Genomic DNA, 22,307 nt, shown 5'->3' with positions numbered 1-22,307 from the left:
GAGATCAGCCGATCTCTTTTTTAATAAATTACTTTATGAAATCCGAATATGGCACTGCCATCTTTGTTCAGGTCGGTTACTCTTTTCCCATGCACGGACATAAGCCAAATCAATCACTTCATAGCCTGGTTTAAGCGCAGTAAAACGAAAAACCCGTTCTCCACCAGCACCAACAATTTGCTCATCAGCATCTGTTATTTGAGTATTATATGTTTCTTCCGATTTAAACAGTTTTACAGGTTGCATTAGCTGCCATTGATAACCTGTCGAAGGATTCTCAGGTGCCTTGAAAATTATGTTTTCTCCGACTTTCATAACTAATGTATTTGGGCATTTACGTTTTAGATTAAATTCATGTGACTTTAAAAGTGAAGTCGAACTAGAATTATGACACCCTGCAAACCCTGCCCCTAAAATCAAAGCCGAAACCCAGATCATTTTTTTCATTAATTACTTGCTCTTACATCATCAGCTTAATTTATGGACAATATAGCATTGATTTTTTCCAGACAAAATATGCTGTCAGATATTTTGTTTTTCCACCCATTGAATCGAATCAACGCGTATCAATTTGCATGCACCATCTCCGTAACCATCCCAATTCAAAGCAGATTTCCAGACCAGATTTTTATCTTTAACCTCAACCAGATCACCTTTAATCCGAACCAGATCACCTCGTTGTACTTTTTTGATTTCTTTTGCAATTTGTGGGTTTGCAGGAATGATATGCATATTAGAAACAAATTGCATTGCAAGTTTTGGCGGCAATGGAGGACGGGCCATTTGCCAATTCAAATAGCGATCATATTGATTAAACTTAATTTGGCTGGCAATCTCAGGTGCAGTGAACAAGCCACGGGTAACAGCATAATCAATCGGAGAAAATTTAGCTTGCTCATCATTTGTATAGACTTTCGAGCCAAGAATACGAAAATCACCAACAAATGGCTGCAACACCGAAATGCTTTGCTCCTTGGCAACAGGTGCCAGACCATTGGCAATATTATATTCTGTAGACTGTGAAGCTTGAACCTGAAAGGCACTCAAAGCAAATAACATACTGAGGATAAAACGTTTTGTCATTTGATCGCCCCTTACTGCAAAAACACATATTTCAACTCTCAACTTATAACTTATAATAGTCTACAAAACTTAAAGCAAAATCGGGTTTTCGTAACAATATAGAGAAATTTCGTCACTATTTTGTCTTGGAACTATGTTAAGAAGTGAATGGAGAATATAGAATTAAATTAAACTGATAAATCATCGAAATCGATTCTAATCGTTTCAAAACGTACTCTCCCCTGCCGAATAGCATCCTGAATTGCGACCTGCCCTTTGGTTAAACGTGCTCCGCCACTTTTAATATCAATTAAAACAACTTCAATATCATCTGCTGATCCATCTCCATCACGATAATCTGTATAACCATCAAATATCACATAGTCGACAGGATCCCCCAAAAATTTGGCATCACTTGGTAAGTAATGAAACTCTGGCATGATTGGAGCCAATTGTTCTGCCATTTTCCCCTTAAGCACGGCACGACTAGTATTTACACTGCGTTTTTGTGCATGTGCCAAAGCTTGCTGATGTTCCAGTTCCAGCTCAGCAATATACTGTTCATACTCCGCTTTAATTTTTCCATTACGTGTATTCGATAATACGATCGTCGTTAAAATCATGCCTATACAGGCACCAATTAACATTGCCATCCAAATGGACATGCACTTTTCCTAAGATTTGAATAACTAACAATTTAAACAAGCTTTAGACTTTTTGTCATCTCTCACACAGAAGTCAAAAAATAATGCTAATCTAGGGTAACTCTGTTGCCTATTCATAAGCTGGAATTGATGAAAACGATATTGATTGCAAATCAAAAAGGTGGATGTGGAAAAACAATAACTGCGATTACGCTCGCTTCTGCACTCGCTGTTAAGGGTTATAAAGTTGCATTGGCTGATGCAGATAATCAAAAATCAGCTTTGCAATGGTTAAAACAGCGTCCAGAATCGGCAGCAACAATTCAGAGTTTAGACTGGCGTCATGAAAAATCCATTGGTGAAGCACCCAAAAATCTAGATTATCTTATCATTGATGCACCTGGTGCACTCACAGGTGAACATGCAGAACAACTCATTAGCGAATGCCATGCCATAGTCACACCACTTCAGCCTTCTTTTTTTGATATTGATAGTACCAGACGCTTTTTAAAACACATTCAGGATATTAAACGTATCCGCAAAGGTAAAGTTGAGGTATTACTATTGGCCAATCGTGTTAAGGCAAATAGTTCCAGTTCAAAAGATATCCAGCAATTTTTTGATAAAGTTGAACAAAAACCAGTTGCATGGATTGCTGAACGTAGTGCTTATGGACAGCTGGCTATGCAGGGGTTGAGTATATTTGATAAATCCCAAAAGAATTTTTTAATACTTCAACAACAATGGCAGCCGCTTCTGGATGCTTTAATAGACGATCCAGCGGAATGGTTCTAGTACGTACATATGATATTTTCTATGCAACAGAAAATAATTGCTAAAGGAAAAGCTCAGATCATTGCCTGAGCTTTTTTTTCGGTTAATATGGATTTAGATATTAATTTGACTATTTTTTGAGTATTTTGTGCAAGATTTTAATTCGACTATTCAGCGTATTTTACTATTTGGGCTATTGCTCATTTTAGTCTATTTAGGTTTTGATGTACTCAAGTATTTTATTGTGCCTGTTCTTTGGGCATGTATCATCGCCTATATGACATGGCCATTATATAAACGTGTGAAAGCATTTTGTGGGGAAAACAGACCTACACTTAGTGCTACATTGATGATCACATTGGTCTTTTTAGTGGTTGGGATTCCCTTAACTTTTGCTATATTTCTACTGCAACAAGAAGGCCGCCATTTATTTTTAGACTTACAACGCCAACTCCTTTCCGGTCATTTAAATATTCCAGATTTCATTAAAAACCTCCCTATTATCGGTAAAGAAGTTGTACGGATAGTCCAGGACATTAATGCAGATCCCAAGAATCTCACCCAGACCGTATCTATGTGGATTCAAGGGCATCTAAACTACGGTAAATTTGTCCTCAATGAAATCAGTAAAAATCTGGTGAAATTGTGTTTTGCCCTGATGTCGTTATTTTTCTTTTATCGCGATGGTAAAGTCATTTTACATCAGGTAAGCATGGCATTAGAGAAAGTGGTTGGACCACGTATTCATCATTATATGGATACTATTTCCGAGACAACACGTGCTGTGGTTTATGGTATCGGTTTAACAGCAGTAGCACAGGCTATTTTAGCTGGACTCAGTTATTTTGTTGCAGGTGTTCCAAATCCGATGGTGCTCACTATCGTCACCTTCCTGCTAGCCCTTATTCCATTTGGTACACCTGTTGCATATACAGCAGTGGCAATCTGGCTGGTTTCCCAGGGTCAGATGGTCGAGGCAATAGGCGTATTTGTCTGGGGCGTCTGTATTGTCAGTACCTCTGATAATGTGATCCGTCCATTAGTCATCTCTGGTTCCACCCAAATCCCGTTCTTATTAATCATGTTTGGTGTCCTGGGAGGTTTGGCTAGTTTCGGTTTTGTTGGTCTATTCATTGGTCCTGTTATTCTTGCTATTTTATTAGCCATATGGAGAGAATGGCTTCATGTCACGGTCGAACCAGAGCAAGTCCCGAAAGGCACGCTTGCTTATGATCTTGATGACCCAGATGACCCTCCAAAAGATCTTAATTAATCTATAAGGGGCTTAAATCAGCCCCTTATGTTAATAAACATATACAATCAAACACTTAATATTGATTGCGTGAATTATCTAGCTTTGTTTGAATAACATAACAAAAACATATTCTCAGGATGCGAGGTAATGTCATCTTTTCTTAATTTTTTTACTCTTTGCATATGCATTATGGCTTTTGCTACGGGTTGCACATCAAATTCAGTTAAAAAAAATGCTCCAGAGCAGGCAGTCACTGTAAATAGAGTTTCGCCTCAAGGTGTTCATGAACCAATTGGCACTATTGGTTTTAAAGACTCGCCACAGGGGTTGATGATCATCACAAATTTATCTTCATTACCATCAGGTTTTCATGGCTTCCACATCCATGAAAAAGGTTCATGTGCTCCAGCTGAAAAGGATGGAAAAATGCAAGCTGCTTTAGCTGCCGGTGAACATTTCAATCCCCTCAAGGTCCCTCATCATGGTACCCCTAACGACGGTCATTTAGGTGATCTGCCTGTACTTAATGTTGACTCAAACGGAAATGCCAATACCACTGTCATTGCACCTCGCCTAAAACTGGCAGACATACAAGGCTTAGCAATTATTATTGATGAAGGTGGAGACAACTATTCGGACTATCCAAAACCAAATGGTGGTGGTGGAGCACACATTGCCTGTGGCTTGATCTGAAAGATTAAATAAATGAACAAGATAGTCCAAACCATACTTTCATCACAATTATTTTGGAATATTAATAATCCCGAATAGAAATTGACAGCTTAAATAAAAAAGCTCAGGCTATCTTTAAACCAATCCCACTTTATAAATAAAATCGTGAACCAACAAAAGTCGCTACTACAACAACTAAAATCTGATTCAATATTTATTTATTGTTTACAGATTTTTATTGTCCTGAGTGGAACAACGCTTGGGCTATATTTTCTTGGTTTTGAAAAACTCATTGTTCCTGTGACATTAGGTGCGATTGCAACAGCATTAACAGATTTTGATGATCGTTTAAGTATTCGTCTCAGAAACCTGTTCTTTGTATGTATTTTATTTTTTACAGTCAGTTCTATTCTAGAATTCTTATATCCTTATAAACTCTTATTTATTATTTACTTATCTCTATCCAGTGCCATGCTTATGCTCATGGGAGCACTTGGGCAACGCTATGCAACGATTTCATTTGGGACAGTGTTGCTTTCAATCTACACCATGTTCGGTTTAGGTGAGCACCAGCTTTGGTATTATCAACCCTGCTATTTTGTATTAGGTACAATATGGTATGGTTTGACATCTATTCTGTTTTATTTGCTCAAACCAACCCAAGCTGTGCAGGATAACTTGGCACAGAGTTTTAATCAGATTTCAGCCTTGCTTTTCACCAAAGCCCGCCTTTTTGATCCCGACAATAAAGATAATGTTGAGTCTCTTCTATACGATTTATCAATTCAAAATAGTGCTGTCGTACAAAGTCTTAACTATACAAAAGCCTCTTTATTAACCCGTTTAAAAGCTTCCTGTGCCAATAAAAATACCATCTATGGACTTAATCTGTATTTTTTAGCTCAAGACATTCATGAGCAAGCAACCTCTAACTATTTGCATTATGAAAAAATTCAACAAAATTTTAGCCGGACAGATTTAATTTTTCGTATTCAAAAAAATATCCGACTACAAGCATTGGCTTGTCAGACTCTGGCTGATGCTATTTTACATCGAGATCCTTTTCAGATTGATTCCAATGCACAAACGGCTTTAGATCATTTAGAAACATCCATGAATGAATGGATCTGTAAAAACCCGCACAATCTTGAAGTTAAAAACCTGCTATTGGTCCTGAGAAATTTGAAAAATATTCAGGAACAATTTAATAACCTCAACATTGAGCAAAATGATTATCGCCAAAATTATCAACAACATCAGGATAATTTGAATTTACTCGATGACGATATTCATGGTCTTCAGGATTTCTGGCTTAAGATTAAACAGCACTTAACACCTAAATCAGCCCTGTTTAGACATGCTGTCCGGATTGCTTTTGTCTTCGCAGTTGGTTATGGGATATCGCTACTACCATTTGCCAAAAATGGCTACTGGATTTTATTAACCAGTTTATTTGTTTGCCAGATTAGTTATTTTGCAACCAAAAGTCGTTTAAAACTACGTACCTTAGGAACAATACTCGGTGTTGTTTTAGGAATTCCCATTTTATATTTTGTGCCTAGTGTAGTTGGACAATTGGTTCTGACTATTATTTCTGGAGTTTGTTTCTTTTATCTGCGCTCCAAAAAATATGCAATGGCAACACTCATGGCAACCTTGATGGTCTTGCTCATTTTTAACCTAAAAGGCGCAGGTTATGCCGTTATATTACCTAGAATCATTGATACGATTTTAGGCTGTCTGATTGCATGGTTTGCCGTGAGTTTTATATGGCCAGACTGGGACTTTCGAAATATTTCCAATAACATCAAAAAAAGCAGTAAAGCAACACTCGATTATTTTGATGCAGTGGTTGAACAATATCTGCATGGTAAAAATAATAGTATTGAATATCGCAAAGCCAGGCGTGCAGCACATAATGCTCAAACTGAACTCGCCAGCATGATTTCCAGCCTGAGTACTGAACCGAATCCCAATGCAACTTTAATCCATCATGCCTTTCGTTATCTGGTCTATAGCCATAGCCAGCTTAGCTATGTTTCGGCTTTGGGCAGCCATAGAGAACAGGTTCAAGACCCTCAAGTAATTGAACTTATGCTATGGTGTAAAGAGACACTTAACGATGTTCTACTTAGACAAGAAATACTTAATGAAAATTCAATACAGGAAAAACTCGCCGAGATCCAGCAACTCAATGATCAAGACAGCTTATCTGACAATCTGTTACTGGCATTAAAGCAAATTAGCCTCTTGCTAGAAACTTTACCCGAACTGCTTAAACTAAGATCAACCTTACTAGAATTAGAAATCAAATAATGAACTGGAGAAAGCATGAATAAAATTCTACAAATGGCAGTACTCCCTTTATGTAGCCTGTTTTCATTTACAGCACATGCAGCATTAACAGCAGAAAAGTTGCAGAATTTGATCGAGTGTAAAGCTTTACATAAAGATTATGTTAGCTTTAGTGATGAGTATATGCAGGGATTAAAAGATCTGGGATGGAAACATGTTGATGCTCCAGAGCATCCATTTATTTATCTTTATAAAAATGAAAAACCTGTGACTTTCTTTGGTCTGCCTACTCAAGAAATTGCCTTGGCAAGTTCAGCAATAACAGCAGTCTACAGAAATGTAGATGTACAAAAGCTGTCAAAACAATTTGATATTCCAAGACATCCTGACTTTGAGAACAGTCCCGTTTTTCGTGGTGAAAAAATAGTAAGAACCGAGCCTGCAACCGCAGAAACCTTTACCTATCATGACAAACTTATCCTCTCTGAAATGAAAGGACAAAATCCAATTGTTCTACTAGGATGCAGCTATGAAGCAGATGAAAATGAAGTCAGCCAGTCATTTGATCCCGACGAAGCGGAATAGTCTTTACTAAAAATAAAGTAACATTTTAATTTTAATTGATTTTTAGCTTGATCTTATAAACAGATAGATTAGTATTGAGATTGTTTCTCATTTTAGTGTATGGATTATGAATATCAAAACGTTACGTATTGTAGGTTTTTTCGAAGGTATATCTTTTCTATTGCTACTGTTTATAGCCATGCCATTAAAATATATCTGGGACAACCCTTTGTGGGTCAAGCATATTGGTATGGGACATGGAATATTATTTGTTCTGTTTATCATTATTCTAGTCGCTGTTGTACAGTCTCAAAAATGGTCTGCAAACATGCTGTTCTGGGGTTTAATTGCTTCTGTTTTACCTTTTGGTCCTTTTATATATGATCGTAAACTAAAAGCGCTTGAAAACTCATAGCTCACCCATCAAATATGGATGACTCACTTTCTGAATCATCCATATCATCAACATCAAAACTGACCTTGCTGCTTACGTTCCTGTATGATCCTTTTCAATTCAATCCGAGGATAAACAAACCATAAGGCGATGAGTACAAAACATGAAAGTACATATGCCCAGATATGAAAATGAACATATAACTCCCTCGCAATTTCAATGATAATAAAAAAACAAAACATCAATAACATTGAAACACAGGCTGCAACAGTACCTTTTGATACATTAGACGACATTAAGGCAAAGCGGTATAAAACCGAAAAGCTGATTCCCTCACCAAAGCTAATCAATGTCATTCCAATGATTAAGCTCAACATAAAGTAATCTCGCCAAATTGCACCAAAGATCAAAATACACGTTCCGAGTAGCATGACCGGTATTCCCATCATTGGTGTCTTGCCTAAAGGGAAACGGTCAATAATCCTGATCAAAACCACGTTACCAACGATCAAACCACCTAATACTGGAAATTGCGCTAAACCATATTGCATACTGGTCAAGCCTAATTGCTCGACCAGCATTACAGGAGAAAGCGCAATCCACAGCATCAATGGCATCGCAATTAACGGTAAAGACAATGTGAAACCTAAAAAACGTTTATTTTTTAAAACCTGTTTAAAGTCATCCAGAATATAACTCAAAGGTTGCCGAGGAATACTGATTTGCTGATCTGGCATCTTGCTTTTCAAGCCGAACCAGCTAAACAGGGCAATCAAGGCAATACCAATAAAGCCCCAGTGCCATGAAACATGATCGATTAAAAAAGCACCTAAAACAGGGCCAAGTAAAGGTGCCAGCAAAGATATATTTGCCATGAGTGCCATGACTTTGATCGCATCTCGTTCAGCAAAATTTTCCTGAATTGCAGCATAACCTACAGCCGAGATGACACTCAGACCAATACCTTGCAAGAAACGGAGTCCGAGGAATTGCTGGATATTTTGACTGAGCAATATTGCCAGACAGCACAGCACAAAAAACATGACACCTGCCAGAAGAACTTTCTTGCGACCGATACGATCTGAAAGTGGGCCGAGCAGCCATGCTACGCAAGCACCACCTAATAAATAAAAAGACATGGAAGATGGTGCCCAATCACTGCTCACACCAAAATCTTTAGTAATGGCGAGCATTGCAGGTTGTACCAAATCGTTACCAATGTAAACCGCAAACTCAAATAACACCAAAGCAAGCGGAAACATCAAGGTAGACCGATTTAATGTTGTTGTTTGAACATTTTGCATCGTTTTCTACTTTTTATAGAAGTGCAGAAGGCTGACTTATTTTGATAAAAATAAGCGTAAGCCCAATGACATGCACTGAGTTAAATGATTTAAATTTTGGGACTTGTCAGGAATCTGACAATGAACAACACCGTATTCACAAGGTGTCTATTTAAGGAGAAAACAACGTGAGATAAAATCTAAACCAAGTGATACCCACTTGGACTAGTGAGTGAATTTTAGCAAATCATTGCAGTAAAGTTAACCATAAAAATGTTGCTTTAGATTAAAACTATATTCACTTAGATACTGTTGCAGCTCGACCAGATCATTTGAAGGCTGAATTGCACATTGATCCAGTTCATCGATTTTCTGGTTTAATAACGTCAGTATATGCTGCTGCTCTAACTCAGCAAGTTGTACCTTTTCTTTTTGCTGTTTTTTAATTTCCAGATAATCTTCAGCCCAATGACGTAAAGCATCATTTTCCGGGATCTGTTTGAATAAATCAGTTATGAGCAAAGCTGGCATTTCATGTTGCATTGCAAGTTCTGCTGACATCAGCCCACGTATAGAATAAAAAACTTTTTTATAGGTGAAATTATCTGCAGTCTGCATAACTTTCATCCCTCCTTTGGCGAGGGATAAATAATGGTAATACAAAGCCTTATAATCAATCTTTTCAAGTAACCCAGTTTTAAAATTTTCCCATTCTGGAAACTGATTTAAATAAATAATATGTGCACGAACCCATTCGAGAACTGTCGGGTTACTTTTTGCCAAGAGCCCAAACATTTTATTTAAATCATAAGAAACAAAATCGAAATCACCATCCATGATCTCGATCAGATCACGGTGTTTGCGATAATCATAATATTGGGCTTTTGATGGAAGATGAACCCCCCGTACATCATAATCACTATCAGGACTTGCCATCCCCCATAGTCGGCTACCACTTTCAATATAAAAAAGCGGATGATCATGTCGATCTTGAAATAATTTTTTGATTTCTTGTTGGATATTCATTTGTTACGTACTAAGTCATTTTCTAAAGTTATAACATGTTATTCGGTCATTTTGAGTTTCTTTAATGAAAATCATTTCTTTATAAAACAGCACATAAAATAATATGATCGCCAATCCCCCAAAAGAACCGTAAATATTTTAGAGCTCAAAAATTTGACATTTGTTCTTTTTAGATTATGATTTAAAACTACCTACCGTAAGGTAGTTTTGTTTAATCAATCAATTGAGTGAGTCGATGAAATCAGGTACTTCGAGTTTTGGATTAGCAGCCTCTCTGGCTTTAATAACTGTTTTAGGACCATCTGCTATTGATATGTATTTATCTTCATTACCTGAAATCGCAACAGGGTTAAATACGTCTTTCGCAAATGTTCAACTTACATTAACCGTATTCCTATTATCAATGGGTCTTGGGCAGCTATTTTTTGGTCCAATCACAGATGCCCTTGGTCGAAAAAAACCGTTATTAATTGGTCTGATAGTTTTTACTGGCACCTCCCTCTGGGCAGCTATATCTACTTCAATAGAAATATTATTATTTGTCCGGTTTATTCAAGGTTTATCCGCTTCGCTTATCTTGGTTGTGGCATTAAGTACTGTAAGAGATTTAACAGAAGGAGCAAAAGCCGCACAACTGTTTGCATTATTAATGACGATAGAAGGTCTAGCACCTGTTTTAGCTCCTGCCGTCGGTGGAGTAATTGACAGTCTATGGGGATGGCGAGCAGTATTCGTTGCTCTTGCAATCATGGGAATCATCGCGATACTCAATAGCCAGATAAACTTGTCTGAAAGCTTGCCCAATGAAAAAAGATTTAAGCTAAATTTAAAAAATATTCTGGTCACTTATAAGCATATTATTTCAACCAAAACTTTTATTTTACCTGCGCTATCATTATCAATCGCATTCTTTTTCCTGTTCGCCTACATCGCTGGAGCAACATTAATCTACCAAAATAACTTTGGTCTAAGCTCACAACAGTTTGGTTTTGTATTTGGCTTCACGGGTATTGCTGTGCTTATAGGTGCTTTGATCTGTAGTGCTTTGGTTAGCCGTATGGGCGTTACTACACTTGCATTTTATGGAGTAATCCTTATGGCTCTAGGAGCTAGTCTGGCTTTAATCGCATATAGTTTTGGATTAGGACTAATAGCCATCGTTGCCAGTTTATTCATTTCAATGCTTGGACTCGGTATCGCGGAATCTACTCTTATGGCTTTGGCTATGGCATCACAGAAAACTGCTTTAGGTTCGACAGCGGCGTTACTCGGTGCATTTCAACTGGTCATTTCCTCATTTGCCACCCCCCTATCCGGCTTTATGGCAGAAAAAGGAACTACCCATTGGCTTAGCTTACTATGTATAATTTGTTTGGGCTTAATCTGCTTAACACTTATTGTCATTTCCAAAGCACCCAAAAATGTACCAGCAACCTTAACACATTAATATTTTTTAGCCTTATGACCAAAAAAATTTCAACATTTGATAAAATCTGCGAAGTGGCTACTGCCCATTTCGCAGTTCATGGATATGATGCTTCAAGTCTGAATATCATTGCTGAAACTGTTGGAATTCGTAAGGCTTCACTATATAGCCATTTTAAAAGTAAAGATGAGCTGTTTCATACAGTATTTTTTAATGCATTGGATAAAGTAAGTGCTTTTATGGAAAGCTGCTTTATCGCTAGTGATGTAGAAAATATTATCGGTGAAGTGTATTGCAAAGCACTCCTGAAAGAATTTGAACAGTCTGAATATCTGAGATTTTTTCTCAAAACAGTGTTTATTCCACCCACATTTATCCAGCCAGAAGTAAATCAGGCTTATCCAGATTATTTAAAAAAAATCGGAAAATATATTGAAGCCAAAATAAAAAAATTACCTTTATCTTTGACTACCGATGAGATTACGGAGTTTGTTGAAGCTTATCTGGGGATTATTGATAGTCTTCATATCGAACTCATCTACTCAGATCATATATCCTTTGATAGGAAACGTATCGCAATGCTAAATGTATTTAATAAAGCCATTCATTGCAAACAAGCATGACACCCTCTATTTGTAAATTTTTTCAAATAGTTATGACAAAAAACCATGAATTAAGATGCAATTCACGAAAATTATCGCCATTATTTATCTGGATCAAGCATCTTTCTCAAATACCTGCATTTTTAATATAGAAGCAATTACTCTTTGCTATTTTTAAATAAGCCTTTTAATTGTTTGCTGAGTGTCGATGTCTTTCTAATGCGAGTTCTATTAACTGACTAATCAATTGCGAATAATTAATCCCACTTGCTTCCCAAAGTTTTGGATACATACTATTGTTAGTGAATCCAGGTAGCGTGTTAACCTCATTCAATATAATTTCATTATTTTCAGTCAAGAAAAAATCTACCCTTGCCAAACCTAAACAACCCAAAATTTTAAAAGCTTTTATAGAAATATCTCTTATCTTTTGACTATTTTCATCTGAAATTAATGCAGGAATAATGACCTCAGAAAACTGGTTATCAATATATTTTGCTTCATAAGAGTAAAAATCAGTTTTAACAACCACTTCACCACAAACACTGGCTTGAGGATAGTCGTTGCCTAAAACAGCACATTCAATCTCACGGCCTTTAATAAACTTTTCTATCAGTATCTTATTATCGTATCTAAAAGCATTATCCAAAGCGTCAAAGAACTCTTGCTCATTTTCAACCTTACTTACACCGACTGAAGATCCTTGATTTGCCGGCTTAACAAATACAGGTAGCCCTAAACTTTGTTTAACATCATGAAAACTAAACTCATTTGGATTATAAGAATATAAGGTTAAAAATGGAGCAACTGTTATACCAGCAGCTTGTAGTAACCTCTTGGTCACATCTTTGTCCATGCATATAGCTGAGCTTAAAACATCAGATCCTACAAATGGTAAGCCTAAAATTTTAAGCATACCCTGCAATGCACCATCTTCCCCCAATGTCCCGTGAATGATAGGAAATACCACATCAATTTTTGGCAATTGTTGAGCATTCTCTATTTCAAAAATTTGTGAGCTTCTTATTTCTGGTATGACAGTGGTTTCAGAGTCTGTCAATGAAATCAATTTAGGATTATGGGAATTTTCCAAATAATGCCTCGGATTCAATACACGCCAATGACCATTTTTTTCAATTCCAATCAGACTTATATCAAATCGTTCCAAGTCAATTGCATCTATAATATTTTTTGCAGATTGTAAAGAAACACGATGTTCCGATGACTTTCCACCAAAAATAATTCCCACTCTAATCTTTTTCATTTTCTGGTCACCAGACTTTTTTAGGTATTTGATGCACCTATCAAACTCTTTGCCGATCAAAAACCGTCAAGGACATTTTCCTTTCTGGAATGCTTTGGTATTACCACCTCGGTAACATTGATATTCTTTTTGAGTATTGACTCTCTTCCACTGACCATCTAAATTTTTAAAACTGTATACAGTTCGGATCGAACGTACAGAATCATCCAGCAGACCTGTTTCAGTCACTTTTACTTCTGCCACTGTCGGAGATTCAACACGGTTAAAATACTGACGAATCTCAACCGTTGCCAGATTTTTTTTCAAATCACTGCGCTCACTTAATACTTGAGCCAAAGGTGTTTCAGCAGCACCTACTCCGACTTTATTCACTAAATTTTTTGTTGTCGCACAACCAGAAAAAGCTGCAAGGCATACAGCTGAAATTATCCATATATGTTTCATTAAATTTCTCCTCCCCAAATTGAACAAGGCATAACAATATGATGCTATGCCTTGCATTGTTACACTATAGAAACTATGTAGCTCTATAATCCAAAATAACTTATAAATCGAATAATTTGCCAGGATTCATGATTCCATTCGGATCGAATACCTTTTTCAAAGCTTTCATATATTCGATTTCTTCACTGGAACGTGTATAACCCAAATACGGTTTTTTGGTCATTCCTACACCATGTTCAGCGGAAATAGAACCGTCATATTTTTCTACAGTTTCAAATACATACTTATTTACGACCTGACATTTAGCAAAAAATTCATCCTTGCTTAAATTTGCAGGTTTTAAAATATTTAAATGTAAATTACCGTCACCAATATGACCAAACCAACATATTTCAAAATCTGGATAATTTTCAGCAACAATTGCATCAATCTCTTTGATAAATGCCGGGACGTGAGTGATTAGCACTGAAATATCATTTTTATAAGGCGTAAACGGCGCGATTGTTTCAGAAATATCTTCACGCAAACGCCATAGGTTATGCACCTGTTCCAAACTTTGACTCATCACACCATCAAGCACCCAACCTTGCTCCATACAATGCTCAAAGATTTCCATCGCAGCATCCATGATCGGTTCATAAGGTGCTTCAAATTCAAGCAGTACATAGAATGGACATTCAGTCTCAAATGGGCGTTGCACATGACCTCGATCAATCACTTTTTGCATCGCAAGCTCACCAAAGAACTCAAATGCTGTGAGGTCTATTTTCTTCTGGAATGCATGTAACACAGGCATGATCGCATCAAAATCAGGAACACCAAGTACCATTACTTGTAGATCATGCGGTTGACGTTCCAGTTTGATTTCTGCTTCTGTCACTAGCCCCAATGTACCTTCACCACCGATAAATAAGTGCTGCATCGCATAACCAGTGGCATTTTTAATCATGCCTTTGTTTAAGCGAAGAATGTCACCTTTACCTGTAACTACAGTTAACCCAAGTACCCAATTACGGGTCATGCCATATTTGATGACTTTGATCCCACCAGCATTGGTTCCAATATTGCCCCCAATCTGAGAAGAACCAGATGAAGCAAAATCTACCGGATAATACATTCCCTGTTCCTCAGCATAATTTTGCAACTGCTCAGTCACAACACCTGCCTGAATGCGAACCATGCGATCTGCTGGAAAAAACTCCAGAATCTGGTTCATCTTATCCATACTTACAACGATTTCACCATTTGCAGCGACAGCTCCTGCAGATAAACCAGTACGTCCACCAGAAGGAGTAATCGCAACATTAAACTGATTGGCAAGTTTTACAATAGCTTGCACTTGTTCTGTAGTTGATGGAAAAACGACAACCGAAGGATTTGGATCAAAATGTTTAGTATGATCTTTTCCCCAGTTGTCTAAGCTATCAGCATCAGTTTTAATGCGGTTTTCACCTACAATTTCTGTCAATTGAGTCAATAATTCAGGTGCTATCGTTACAGGAGCATTCATCTTTGTGCAGACCTAGCGAGAAGTGAACAAGTATTTGAGACTATAGAAAATTTATTTTTCAAATTAAATCAATCCAGTGATTTAATGAAAATAATGCAACTAAAATCTAGGTAGAAATTTGAAAATAAATATCTTTTTAGATTTTATCTTCAAACTGAACATTATTTTACCTGTTCACCCCAGTAATATAAAGCCCCGAATAAAACTTCTATCCCTAAGGAACATAATGAAAATAAAAGTATTTTCATATAAAAGAGTGATTAAGTTAAATAAAAGACAGATCATCAGGAAAAATTTTCAGTATTTGCTGAAAAAATATCCGTCATGGCTGCTATAAACCAAATGTCTATAAAGCATCAATATGTTATCATACCGCCACTAAATTTGGCCTTTGTAGCGGAGCCGTAATGAGCCAACATCTTTCACTACCAAAAGATAAAATTCGTTTCTTGTTGTTAGAAGGCGTACATCAAAACGCTATCGACACTTTAAATGCTGCTGGATACACCAACATCGACTATCGTAAAACTGCGCTTGAGGGTGAAGCGTTGAAAGAAGCGATTAAGGATGCACATTTTGTTGGTATTCGTTCCCGTACGCAATTAACAGAAGAAATCTTTGAAGCTGCGAACAAACTCATCGCGGTGGGTTGTTTCTGTATTGGTACCAACCAAGTAAACCTAGATGCAGCAATGGTACGTGGTATTCCTGTATTTAATGCACCATATTCAAATACTCGTTCTGTTGCAGAACTTGTTCTTGCTGAAACCATCCTTCTACTTCGTGGTGTTCCGGCAAAATCTGCTTCTACACACCGTGGTGGATGGAACAAGTCAGCTGTAGGTTCATTTGAAACACGTGGTAAGACTTTAGGTATCGTTGGTTACGGCTCGATTGGTTCTCAGCTTTCTGTACTTGCAGAAAGCCTAGGTATGCATGTCATTTATTATGATGCAGTGACTAAACTTCCAATGGGTAATGCACGTCAAGTCGGCTCTTTGGACGAATTACTTGCAAATGCCGATGTAGTCACACTTCATGTTCCAGATGTTCCTTCTACCCGTAACTTCTTTGCTAAAGAACAGTTTGCGAAAATGAAAGAAGGCTCTATCTTCTTGAATGCTGCACGTGGTACATGTGTAGTAATTGAAGATTTAGCCGATGCAATCAAGTCTGGCCATATCGCTGGTGCTGCTGTTGACGTATTCCCTAAAGAACCTAAAGCAAATGGTGAAGAATTTGTTTCTCCACTTCGTGGTTTAGACAACGTGATTTTGACACCTCACGTGGGTGGTTCTACCATGGAAGCTCAAGCAAACATCGGTTTGGAAGTCGCAGAAAAATTTGTTGCTTATTCTGATAAAGGTATGACTTTATCTGCAGTGAATTTCCCTGAAATTGCTCTTCCATTGACTGAAGGTAAACACCGTTTACTTCACATTCACAAGAATGTTCCAGGCGTGCTTTCAAAAATCAATACGCTGTTTGCTGAACATGGTATCAACATTTCTGGCCAGTCTCTCATGACTAAAGGTGATGTTGGTTACTTAGTTATGGACGTTGATGCTGCTGCTTCTCAAGAAGCTCTTGATATGCTTCATGATGTTGAAGGTACTATCCGCGTTCGTGTATTGTTCTAATTTCTTTTAGAATAGAAACCACAAGCTTTAGCTTGTGGTTTTTTATTTTGTTATTTTTGTTTCATAAACCCGCTATATATTGAATAAAAAGTAAATTAAGTTTTTATGCCAAATTTGAAAAATACACCACACTTTCAAGCTTTGATTATGCTTTTTATTGCCATGATCAGCATGCAAAGCAGTGGCTCTTTGGCAAAAATTTTGTTTAATCAGTTCCCGATCCTGACAGTTTCTGTCATGCGCCTACTTTTAGGCTCAATTATTTTGGCACTCATTTTTAAAATTTGGCGAGTTGATTTCAAAGCGATCAACTGGAAGTCCGTTGCAAGCTATGGTATAGCCTTGGCAGGGATGAACGCTCTATTTTATATGTCTATTGCACGGCTACCTTTAGGTATCGCTGTTTCTTTTGAATTTATTGGCCCTTTAAGTGTTGCCCTGTTTCATGCCAGACAAAAATTTGACTTTATTTGGGTGGGACTCGCTATATTAGGGTTAATCCTTCTTTTCCCATTTGATCAGGCAGCTCAAAACTTAGATCCTATTGGAATTGCATTTGCACTTGGTGCAGGTGCATGTTGGGCGATGTATATTATTTCAGGACAAAAACCAACAGGAATATCTGGAAATCACACGGTTTGTTTAGGTATGTTTATCGGTATGCTGTGTTTAATGCCAATCGCCATTTTTACTGGTATGCCTTTAGCAGTATTTGAACCTTCAAATTTAATTTATTTTATCACCTTAGCCATCCTTGCCAGTGCGCTCCCTTTTTCTTTGGAAATGATTGCACTTAGAAGCTTAACTCCTTTGGTTTTTGGTACTTTGACCAGCTTAGAGCCTGCTATAGCAGCTCTGTCTGGCTTTGTATTTTTAGGAGAACAACTGCTTTGGACTCAGTGGCTAGCATTATCCGTGATTATTGTGGCGTCGATTGGCTGCACTATGACAACCAATCGGGCGAAGAAGTATCTCAGTGATGAGTAAACTTCCATTAGTGCTTCATAGAAATTTGCGCAGCCAGATCCATTATCAAATATCTGGTGATGTATTACTAGTTGGCTCAGATTTAATTTATGCAGCGACTCAGCAATTTGGGGCAAAAAAGCACGAGTTTGGAACGGTGCTCCATGGGGTGATATTGAGGCACGTGAATTTTTAGGCTTATCGCTTGCGGATGAAGAAGAACTAGGCGCAATAGTTGAAGATCATTTGTTGGGGTGAGATTTGGATTTACTGTATTGAATAATTAATCGAATGATTAAGGCAATGAGTGCAAAACAGGAAGTTATTAAAGAGATTAAACCATAAAATATATTTCCTTTAAATCCAGCGATAATGAAGCTTGCTAAGTCTTCTTGTTGTTCTGCCGCTATAGACAAGTATCCAAATACATAATTATTTATGACCCAACAAATCACTGTGACCAAAACTAAAATTGTCAAAATTCTATTAATATAGTCCTTAATAAAAAAGGTAAAATTTATCGCTAGAGATAATATAAGTATTGAAAAAATGACTGCATAAACATTTATCCAATGTATAACATCATCCGCATAAATATCTATCATTCTACCCTCCAATAGCTGCTTTAATAATATTTGCTGAAATTCTGCCTGAACTGGTCACTGTCTTCAAAGCTTTACCGTTATGATAAATAATGCGTGTACCATGTCGATAATCCTGCTTTGTCACCGATGTAGTACCGCCAATATTTGGGTTTGCTTTTGAAGCATGCCCGATCACTACACTTTTAACTTTACCAGCATCATACAATTGCTTTGACAACTCTGAAGCAAAGCAATCATCACCACGTCCTGTATTGCACCCGTGAATCTCTATTTTTGATTCGTTAGTAAATGCTTTTAGGTTTAATTCTGCTATGCAAAATTGATTCTTTAAACGTTTGGCAGGATCAAAAATTCCTTCTGTATAGACTGTTCTTCGATACCTGTAGATATTCGATGCTATAGGTTTTCGTTCTTTATTCTCGACATTTTTTTCAAGTGAAGAACCGATCACAAAGTAAATTCCATTTGGATCTCCGTGACAAAATAGGTCTAAAGATTGAACAGTATTTTCTTTTTGTGTTTCTAACACAGAAACTACAGTATTAGCTCCATTAATTATCAGATAGTCTTTAATTGGCAAATCATTTTTATAATCTGCAATGACATTTTTTGAAGCGAATTTGAATGCTGAGTTATCACTCGCTTTAACTGCGCCGCCGAATATGATTAGGCGCACAGCCAGACTCATATTAACCTGTTCAATCTTATGATTCTGCTTAGTTGTTGTTGAATATGAATTGTTATTAGTAACCATTTTCAGGCTCATCATCTAATTTAATAGTTAAGTTTTCTGCGTGTTCACTATCTTTTAGCTTTTGTGTATGTCCCGACTCATCTGTAGTTCCAGAGATTTTTTCACCACTGGCGAGTTCTATAACATATTTCTTATTTGCTAGCGGTTTTCCATCGACATCATTTAAGAGTTGATATTGCCCTGAATATAGCTGTGATTGTTTTGCTCGGAATGCTGTTGGGCAAGGTGCACCTCCTGCATCCCCAACAACATTTTGTTGCTGTTGCTGTTGCTGTAATGATGCGCCACATGAGAATAAATCACCTGCAAAAGCGACTGGTATACCATCAAATATGACATGATCATTACTTTTTAATAGGATTGACCAACATTTGCATCGTGGACAATAAAAACCATCGCCAGCTCTTAGAAAGTTGTCCGTTAAATGAACTGCGTTGTTGTGTCGCTTGGACAAATCCACCATGATCAGTTGTTGATCCATGTACGCCAAAAGGTCTCATATTTTTCTCTCTTATAGACTTTATATTTATGTTTAAACATTGTTTAAGGTTTTTTTTGCTTAAGTTTTAACATTAACATACATTTTATAATTTTTAGCAGATTTAAAGGCACTTAGACAAAAGTCGGTAAATAGTCCCTTTATAAGTCTAAATGATCTATTTTGGCTTTTATAAAAACCTAGATTTGCATATGAAGTGCAACACCATGCTCGAGCCTGTAAATTATTTTGTGTAAGTTCNATTTTATAAATNNTCTTTTATGCGATCATCGAATTGAATCATAAACCAGTTCATCGCCAAGCGCCAATTGTGGATCGGCATTGTCCATTTTTTAGCGGCATTCATTGTTGCCAGAAAAATCACTTTTTTCGCAGAATCATCATTGGTGTTTGCACCAGAACAGATACTGTTTTATCAGTATAACAGCCTGTTAAAGCTGCCCCCATAGTCAAGGTCAAAACGACCTTTTTTAAATTAAATAATGCTTTTTGCATATAGTTCCCCGTTACTCTAAAGTGCCACAATATAATTTTAACTATTTGAATTATTTCAATAATTTAAGAATATTTTTCACTTGAATCAGATTTTTTATATAACCATTTTCTTATTAAAAATTNGATATAACCTTACTTTAAAACATAAAAAAGATTGGCTGTACTATGACAACCAATCGGGCGAAGAAAAAATATAAATTTCAGTGATAAATCTAATTACCGCTCCAGCATTAAATCTATGAGAACAGGCTTATTTAAGTTTTCTACAAGATCTATATCAAGATACTTGATTGCAAGTCCTAGATCTGTTTCGATTGCACCAGTTAAAGCAACATATCTAACAGCTTCACCTTGAATATAGCCAGGTAAAGTTATCATTATTGGTTGATTATAAGTCCCCGAAAAATTGAGTTTTTCAGATAAACCTGTCTCAGTGTAGACTCCAACATCTAAATTACATTGTTTCCCCGTCAAATCTTGCCGCGTCACATAAGGATCAGTTGATGTACAAATAGCTTGAAAGTTAAAACCTTTTTCAGCCTCATAAACGACATCTCTCTCAGTTAATTTAATCGTTATATTACCCGTTACAGTAGATGTTGTAGCGCCTTTAAATCGAACCCATTCACCATTATCAAAAATTAATGAAGATTGAGCACGCCAATCTAACTGACCATCGTCATCTTTTAATCCCGTGATAATTTTTCCACCGTCTTTTGAAACGGAAAAATCGAATTCATTATTCAACTTTCCTGAACAAGCAACAGCTGTACCATCTGCTAAAGTACATTTCACAGTGTTATCCGTGGTTGGAGTACCAAGATCAATAATCACATTTCCGGTCGTAGTAGACGTTTTTTCTCCAATTACTGTGCCCATAGCACTTTTCGCAATCCAATGTATTGAACCTCTTGATGGCATATTAACAACTGTAGAACCCTCGGCTGGCAACGAATTTGATAGAGTAAATCCAGAGCCATCTTCCAATGTCAATTTGGCTACTACATTACATGGGACACCAACCCCATTAGACTGGCATTGAACAAAAACTGAACCAGAAGCTGCAAACTTATAATCCCAGTTCCATGTCGAGAAATGGTTCACTTTGGCTGTAACCGCTAAACCTGTCGAAGACTTATCAGAATCCACTACATAACCTGTCCCTTCTTCGACCCACAATCCTTGTGCTTCATCAAAGTGCCACATCGGAATGCTGACACCTGCTTTCATTTCCTGATTATTGATACTCTTTAGAGGTAAATCCATTTGAATATCAGCAGATTTGTTGCGTGCAAGCTGTAACTCCTGACCTGCTGCATTTTTAAATGTCGCAGAGATCATGCCCGCACTGATCAAATTGACAATTTTACCGCTTTTATCTTTTGCTACACCGTTGGCTGGCATTGCATTCAAGTCACTGGAAGTAATATCCCAAGGCGTAAAATCAACTGATATTTTACCTGTTGCAACTTTACCATTTGGCAGCACAAAGGCTGATGCAGGAATATCTATCTTAGCATGGAGCTCTTTACTTTCTATGGTTTGAGCCAGTTCGATTTGATCAACTGTAATGGTTTGTTTGATTGGCAATAAACTTGCTGAAACATTAATATTTTTTGCCGTTGGAATATCATATAAAACAGACTGATTTACAAAACCCTCTTTTTTATAATTAATTACCACTTGTTTGGTAGACTTTGGCACTTGAACATTAAATGATGCTACGCCATTGGCATCAGTCTTATAGGTTTTATTATCTACAATAATATCTGCATTTGGAATNGNTGCTCCTGTTGGTGTTTGCACCAGAACAGATACTGTTTTATCNGTATANCAGCCTGTTAAAGCTGCCCCCANNGTCAAGGTNAAAGCGACCTTTTTAAAATTGAATAACACTTTTTTCATAAAGTTGCCTAATTATTAAAAAAATACAGCAACTTCATTTTAATCTATTGAATTATTATAACAATTCAAGAATATCTTTCACTTGAATCAGATTTTTTATATAGCCACTTTCTTATTAAAAATTAGATATAATCTTGCTTTAAAACATAAAAAAGATTGGCTGTACTATGACAACCAATCAGGTGAAAGATTAATTCATAGATAGAATTTTAAATAATTCTATTAATT

General features: G+C 36.9%; 22 protein-coding genes and 1 pseudogene. 10 read left to right on the top strand and 13 right to left on the bottom strand.

Features of this window, described 5'->3' with window-relative positions; translation table 11 throughout:
- Positions 1-33: 33 nt before the first annotated feature.
- From KPC_RS04750 to KPC_RS04740, 3 genes are all read right to left on the bottom strand, one after another.
- The gene (locus KPC_RS04750) at positions 34-447 is read right to left on the bottom strand and encodes a protease inhibitor I42 family protein (RefSeq protein WP_121973266.1); all 414 of its coding nucleotides are present in this window, start codon (positions 445-447) and stop codon (positions 34-36) included.
- Positions 448-522: 75 nt separating this feature from the next.
- Positions 523-1,083 (bottom strand): hypothetical protein, encoded by a 561-nt coding sequence (locus KPC_RS04745; protein WP_121973265.1) that lies wholly within the window; start codon positions 1,081-1,083, stop codon positions 523-525.
- A 167-nt stretch (positions 1,084-1,250) separates the two neighbouring features.
- A complete protein-coding gene (locus tag KPC_RS04740) occupies positions 1,251-1,727 on the bottom strand; it encodes a Holliday junction resolvase-like protein (RefSeq protein WP_121973264.1) in 477 nt (158 codons plus the stop codon).
- Between the two features lie 129 nt (positions 1,728-1,856).
- Here KPC_RS04740 and KPC_RS04735 point away from each other — a divergent pair, with 129 nt between their 5' ends.
- From KPC_RS04735 to KPC_RS04710, 6 genes are all read left to right on the top strand, one after another.
- On the top strand, positions 1,857-2,501 hold the full coding sequence (locus KPC_RS04735; RefSeq protein WP_121973263.1) for a ParA family protein: 645 nt from the start codon (positions 1,857-1,859) through the stop codon (positions 2,499-2,501).
- A gap of 127 nt (positions 2,502-2,628) precedes the next feature.
- A complete protein-coding gene (locus tag KPC_RS04730) occupies positions 2,629-3,753 on the top strand; it encodes an AI-2E family transporter (RefSeq protein ID WP_121973262.1) in 1,125 nt (374 codons plus the stop codon).
- Between the two features lie 171 nt (positions 3,754-3,924).
- The gene (locus tag KPC_RS04725) at positions 3,925-4,428 is read left to right on the top strand and encodes a superoxide dismutase family protein (protein ID WP_228212165.1); all 504 of its coding nucleotides are present in this window, start codon (positions 3,925-3,927) and stop codon (positions 4,426-4,428) included.
- A 144-nt stretch (positions 4,429-4,572) separates the two neighbouring features.
- The gene (gene yccS / locus KPC_RS04720) at positions 4,573-6,723 is read left to right on the top strand and encodes a YccS family putative transporter (RefSeq protein WP_121973260.1); all 2,151 of its coding nucleotides are present in this window, start codon (positions 4,573-4,575) and stop codon (positions 6,721-6,723) included.
- 15 nt (positions 6,724-6,738) lie between these two features.
- Complete coding sequence (locus tag KPC_RS04715) at positions 6,739-7,287, top strand: hypothetical protein (RefSeq protein ID WP_121973259.1); 549 nt, start codon at positions 6,739-6,741, stop codon at positions 7,285-7,287.
- A 106-nt stretch (positions 7,288-7,393) separates the two neighbouring features.
- Entirely contained in the window at positions 7,394-7,681 is a 288-nt protein-coding gene (locus KPC_RS04710; protein ID WP_121973258.1) for a DUF3817 domain-containing protein, read from the top strand.
- Positions 7,682-7,734: 53 nt separating this feature from the next.
- Here the strand turns inward: KPC_RS04710 and craA are convergent, their stop codons facing one another.
- Both craA and KPC_RS04700 read right to left on the bottom strand, forming a co-directional pair.
- Positions 7,735-8,964 carry a chloramphenicol efflux MFS transporter CraA gene (gene craA, locus KPC_RS04705; protein ID WP_121973257.1) on the bottom strand — a complete coding sequence of 410 codons (1,230 nt, stop codon included), beginning with the start codon at positions 8,962-8,964 and terminating at the stop codon, positions 7,735-7,737.
- A 240-nt stretch (positions 8,965-9,204) separates the two neighbouring features.
- A complete protein-coding gene (locus tag KPC_RS04700; protein ID WP_121973256.1) occupies positions 9,205-9,969 on the bottom strand; it encodes a nucleotidyltransferase domain-containing protein in 765 nt (254 codons plus the stop codon).
- Positions 9,970-10,204: 235 nt separating this feature from the next.
- Between KPC_RS04700 and KPC_RS04695 the strand changes: the two genes are divergently transcribed.
- Complete coding sequence (locus KPC_RS04695) at positions 10,205-11,416, top strand: multidrug effflux MFS transporter (protein ID WP_121973255.1); 1,212 nt, start codon at positions 10,205-10,207, stop codon at positions 11,414-11,416.
- The gene (locus tag KPC_RS04690; protein WP_228212163.1) at positions 11,329-12,018 is read left to right on the top strand and encodes a TetR/AcrR family transcriptional regulator; all 690 of its coding nucleotides are present in this window, start codon (positions 11,329-11,331) and stop codon (positions 12,016-12,018) included. The genes KPC_RS04695 and KPC_RS04690 overlap by 88 nt, the downstream gene beginning before the upstream one ends.
- Before the next feature lie 166 nt (positions 12,019-12,184).
- Here the strand turns inward: KPC_RS04690 and ddlA are convergent, their stop codons facing one another.
- From ddlA to KPC_RS04675, 3 genes are all read right to left on the bottom strand, one after another.
- Complete coding sequence (gene ddlA / locus KPC_RS04685; RefSeq protein WP_121973253.1) at positions 12,185-13,261, bottom strand: D-alanine--D-alanine ligase; 1,077 nt, start codon at positions 13,259-13,261, stop codon at positions 12,185-12,187.
- Between the two features lie 66 nt (positions 13,262-13,327).
- On the bottom strand, positions 13,328-13,705 hold the full coding sequence (locus KPC_RS04680) for a hypothetical protein (protein WP_121973252.1): 378 nt from the start codon (positions 13,703-13,705) through the stop codon (positions 13,328-13,330).
- Between the two features lie 100 nt (positions 13,706-13,805).
- Positions 13,806-15,215 (bottom strand): FAD-binding oxidoreductase, encoded by a 1,410-nt coding sequence (locus tag KPC_RS04675; protein WP_121973251.1) that lies wholly within the window; start codon positions 15,213-15,215, stop codon positions 13,806-13,808.
- Positions 15,216-15,622: 407 nt separating this feature from the next.
- Here KPC_RS04675 and serA point away from each other — a divergent pair, with 407 nt between their 5' ends.
- A complete protein-coding gene (gene serA / locus KPC_RS04670; RefSeq protein ID WP_121973250.1) occupies positions 15,623-16,855 on the top strand; it encodes a phosphoglycerate dehydrogenase in 1,233 nt (410 codons plus the stop codon).
- 105 nt (positions 16,856-16,960) lie between these two features.
- A complete protein-coding gene (locus KPC_RS04665; protein ID WP_121973249.1) occupies positions 16,961-17,842 on the top strand; it encodes an EamA family transporter in 882 nt (293 codons plus the stop codon).
- A gap of 221 nt (positions 17,843-18,063) precedes the next feature.
- On the opposite strand, the gene KPC_RS04660 is transcribed toward KPC_RS04665, so the two are convergent.
- The 5 genes and pseudogenes from KPC_RS04660 to KPC_RS20840 form a co-directional block, all read right to left on the bottom strand.
- Entirely contained in the window at positions 18,064-18,426 is a 363-nt protein-coding gene (locus tag KPC_RS04660; protein ID WP_121973248.1) for a hypothetical protein, read from the bottom strand.
- A 1-nt stretch (position 18,427) separates the two neighbouring features.
- Positions 18,428-19,180: a hypothetical protein gene (locus KPC_RS04655; RefSeq protein ID WP_121973247.1), complete on the bottom strand. Its 753-nt coding sequence runs from the start codon at positions 19,178-19,180 to the stop codon at positions 18,428-18,430.
- Positions 19,170-19,661, bottom strand: a complete 492-nt coding sequence (locus tag KPC_RS04650) for a PAAR domain-containing protein (protein ID WP_228212161.1) — start codon at positions 19,659-19,661, stop codon at positions 19,170-19,172. Before KPC_RS04650 ends, KPC_RS04655 begins: the two co-directional genes overlap by 11 nt.
- Before the next feature lie 262 nt (positions 19,662-19,923).
- Positions 19,924-20,067 (bottom strand): annotated as a pseudogene (locus KPC_RS04645) (IS256 family transposase); the annotation flags it as partial.
- Positions 20,040-20,174, bottom strand: coding sequence for a hypothetical protein (locus KPC_RS20840; protein WP_265735824.1), 135 nt, complete (start codon positions 20,172-20,174; stop codon positions 20,040-20,042). The pseudogene KPC_RS04645 and the gene KPC_RS20840, both read right to left, overlap by 28 nt.
- Positions 20,175-22,307 lie beyond the last annotated feature (2,133 nt).

The sequence above is a fragment of the Acinetobacter stercoris genome (assembly GCF_900323515.1).
GTDB classification, from domain to species: domain Bacteria; phylum Pseudomonadota; class Gammaproteobacteria; order Pseudomonadales; family Moraxellaceae; genus Acinetobacter; species Acinetobacter stercoris.
This window is presented reverse-complemented; position numbering and strand designations above follow the sequence as displayed.